This window comes from Hydrocoleum sp. CS-953, from assembly GCF_002260545.1.
Lineage (GTDB): Bacteria > Cyanobacteriota > Cyanobacteriia > Cyanobacteriales > Microcoleaceae > Trichodesmium.
Genome location: NZ_LGSU01000581.1, coordinates 1 through 3,725, shown reverse-complemented (window position 1 = coordinate 3,725; position 3,725 = coordinate 1). Strand labels below are relative to the sequence as shown.

Here is a 3,725-nt window from a genome sequence, read left to right as displayed (position 1 = left end):
GTTTTAAGAGATACGGGAGCAGCACAAGCATTGGCAGAAACTTTATTGGGATCGTGGATTAATTCTGGTATTGTTTGTTTTGTGGCAATGGTTTTGATTATTACTTTTTTTGACAGAGGGAATGAGTAATGCTGCTGCGGTGGCAGTTTTGATGCCAGTTGGACTTGCTTTGGCTGCTAAATATGGAATAGATCCAAGGGAAAAGACTTCCGAAAAATAGAAATAGCGATCGCGAAGCGGAATGGAGTTCTATTACTGTCTAATATTTTATCTTTTAAGGATTGTTATTTTAAGTAGAAAGCTAATAACTGAAGAGGCGATCGCTGACCAGCTATAATATTTTTAGTTGAATAAAAAATCATGCTTAAATACGAATAATGCCATTAAAACTTTATAATATCAGAAAAATTGTGAGTCTGCAACCAAAAATCCTTGGCAGCGCGATTTTTTTTCAGGAGCTTCAGAGAATGAAAATATTGGTGATTTTCCACTGGATGGTAAAGAGCGATCACGAAGCGGAAGGTCGTTCTATCGCTTCCTAACATTTATCTTGAAAATATCAGTAATTTGAGTTGAAGGCGGATAACTGATAACTGAAAAGAGGATGGATGGAAAATTTAATCAGGAAAAAGCCAGGATTTAGGAGTGCTTCACAAGATGAAAGTATTTCTGTTATTGCTCTAGGAAAAATTATTGAAGATTTAATTGTCCTTCTGATCAGGAAATTTGATTGAATAAAAAGTCATGTACATATACGAATAAGCACATCTCAATATGAGCATATCAGAAAAAATGCAAGGATGCAACCCTAAATCCTTTGACGCGCGGATTTTTTTTGGTAGCTTCACAGAATGATAGTGTTTGTGGTTTTCCATAGACGAGGTTAGATGGAAAAATTTAATGATGAAAAAAAATGGATTGAGCGATCGCTCTCGCGGAAGGTCGTTCTATCGCTTCCTAACATTCATCTTGAAAATATCAGCAATTTGATAGGAAAAATTATTGAATACTTGATTGTCCTTCTGACAAGGAAATTGGGTTGAATAAAAAATCATGCGTATATGCGAACGACCCCAGCTAAATTTTATGATATCACAAAAATTCTGAGGCTGCAACCGAAAATCCTTTGACGCGCCGAATTTTTCAGGAGCTTTAGAGAATGAAAATGTTGGTGATTTTTCACGGAGGAGGGATGGATGGAAATATTTGACGAGGGTAAAACAACTATTTACGGGTTTCACAAGATGAAAATTTTTTTGACATTGCTATTGGGAAAAATCCTTTGGCGCGCCGAACTTTTTTTCAGGAGCTTCAGAGAATGAAAATGTTTGTGGTTTTCCACTGGATGGAAAGAGCGATCGCCTGACGAGTCGATTTTTTCAGGAGCTTCAGAGAATGAAAATGTTTGTGGTTTTCCACTGAGGTGGGATGGATGGAAATATTTGACGAGGGTAAAACAACTATTTACGGGAAGTTCCATAAGATGAAAATTTTTTTGACATTGCTATTGGGAAAAATCCTTTGGCGCGCCGAACTTTTTTTCAGGAGCTTCAGAGAATGAAAATATTGGTAATTTTTCACGGAGGTGGAATGGATGGAAATATTTGACGAGGGAAAACAAATATTGACGGGTTTCACAAGATGAAAATTTTTTTGGCATTGCTTCTGGGAAAATTCCTTTAACGCGCCGAACTTTTTGGAGCTTCAGAGGATGAAAATGTTAGTGATTTTTCACAGAGGAGGGATGGATGGAAATATTTGACGAGGGAAAAACAAGTATTTGCTGGAAGCTTCACAAGATGAAAATATTTCTGGCATTGTTCCTGGGAAAATTCCTGAATATTTGATTGCCTCTTAGCATGGAAAGAGCGATCGCGAAGGGGAACGGAGTTCTATTGCTCTTTTAGCAGACTCTAAACTTAGGAAAAAAGCTAACTGCTAAAAGCTGACCGCTGAAAGCTTATCTTTTATTAATTGCCAAATTCCTAAACTTAGTAAACTGGGGGTCAAACAACAACTTCACCGTACCAGTCGGACCATTCCGATGCTTAGTAATAATAACCTCAGCAATACCTTGGTCTGGAGTATCCGGGGAATAATACTCATCTCGATAAAGCATAATAACTAGATCGGCATCCTGCTCAATAGAGTTATGAACGACAATCTCATTCGCCACAAAATTATGAAGACCAGGAACAGTTAAATCAAAAACCTCCTCCTCCCCATCAGGGATTATTTCGACAATTTCATCCCATTCTACATCAATTTCCGTACAGCCTTCCCACTCACGAGACTTAACAACAGACCCTAACTTTCCACCATATTTTGGCCCAAGATCTGCTTGAGACAGAAATTGCCCACAATACAATATTGAACATTTAAGCATTTTTTGACTCAAAATAGCAAGAGAATCCCCAATATTCAGACTATTCAACTGTTTCCAACCCCCCATAGAAAAGAAAGGATGATTAGCCGTCGCGCGAATCAATTTTCCCGAAGAAGTTTGCAGACGAAAGATAGGTTTAACCCCAGTAGAAAACACCCGACTCACCATCGCCGACTCAAATTTTCCAGTATTTTCATTCAAAGCAAAAACAGGAAAATTTGATTGATTAACCAGACGAGAAATAGGAATCTTTTTACCATCAACTAAATAAATTAAAGTCTCGGCAGTCAAACAACCAGACTCCCTTAAGTCAGACATCATTGGTCTTTTATTAGTTCGAGACTCCACACTTCTACTAAGTTGAGACAAAGCAATAATCGGCACCGAAAGTTCCCGCGCCAAACCTTTTAAATTTCTAGTAATTCTTGCCAACTCTAAGACTCGATTATCAGTATTACTGCCTTCCATTAACTGTAAATAATCTAATAAAATTAATCCTAACGCCCCACCTTGTTCACTTTGAAGTTGTCTAGCTTTGGAACGAATTTCATTAACAGTAATATTAGGAGTATCATCAATAAAAATTGGCATTTCCGAAAGAGTACCAATAGCGGAAGTTAAAGGTTCCCATTCATTCTGACTAATACGCCCAGACCGTAGTCTATTACTTTCAATTTTTGCCTCACTAGCTAATAGTCTTAATACCAATTGCTCCTTAGACATTTCCAAACTAAAAATAGCGACTGGTAACTTTTGGTTAGCGGCAATACTATGACCAATATTTACAGCAAAGCTAGTATTGTGAAGACAAATATCATTACCTACAAAATTATGAGTTTCTGGTATGGTCAGATCGTATACTTGCTTGTCTCCTACTGGTTCTATAGAGACAATTTCATCCCAGAAAATATCTGTATTTTCTAATTGCTCATTCCAGGAATTATCCGGTTTAGCTAAATTTAATCTATCCGAGTCTAAACTCTGACTTTCCGAGGGAATGTTTCCGATATCTGTCAGAATACTTTTTCCAGAAATAGTATCAATAGTAGTTAAATTCTCAGAATTTTTAGTAGAGGGTATTTTTCCCCTTCTACTATTTACTGAACTATGTTTAGATTCGGCAAACTTTTCCACTGAACTATGTTTAGATTCGGCAAACTTTTCCATCAGACTCACCAATTTATCCCAGAAAATTTCCCGACTTTCTAATTGCTCCTTCCGAGAATTATCCGGTGTGGCTAAATTGAATCTATCGGAGTCTAAACTCTGACTTTCCGAGGGAAGGTTTCCGATATCTGTGAGAAAATTTTTCCTACAGATAGTATCAGCAGTAGTTAAG

At 37.3% G+C, this 3,725-nt stretch carries 3 protein-coding genes; 2 read left to right on the top strand and 1 reads right to left on the bottom strand.

Going from position 1 to position 3,725, the window contains the following annotated elements; genetic code table 11:
* The first annotated feature begins 377 nt into the window (after positions 1-377).
* A complete protein-coding gene (locus AFK68_RS36355; RefSeq protein WP_168186343.1) occupies positions 378-542 on the top strand; it encodes a hypothetical protein in 165 nt (54 codons plus the stop codon).
* A gap of 786 nt (positions 543-1,328) precedes the next feature.
* Positions 1,329-1,487 carry a hypothetical protein gene (locus AFK68_RS38260; RefSeq protein ID WP_210407260.1) on the top strand — a complete coding sequence of 53 codons (159 nt, stop codon included), beginning with the start codon at positions 1,329-1,331 and terminating at the stop codon, positions 1,485-1,487.
* Positions 1,488-1,960: 473 nt separating this feature from the next.
* Here AFK68_RS38260 and dnaB read toward each other — a convergent pair.
* Positions 1,961-3,725, bottom strand: a 1,765-nt coding sequence (dnaB, locus tag AFK68_RS36350) for a replicative DNA helicase (protein ID WP_246844030.1), incomplete at its 5' end; no start/stop codon positions are given.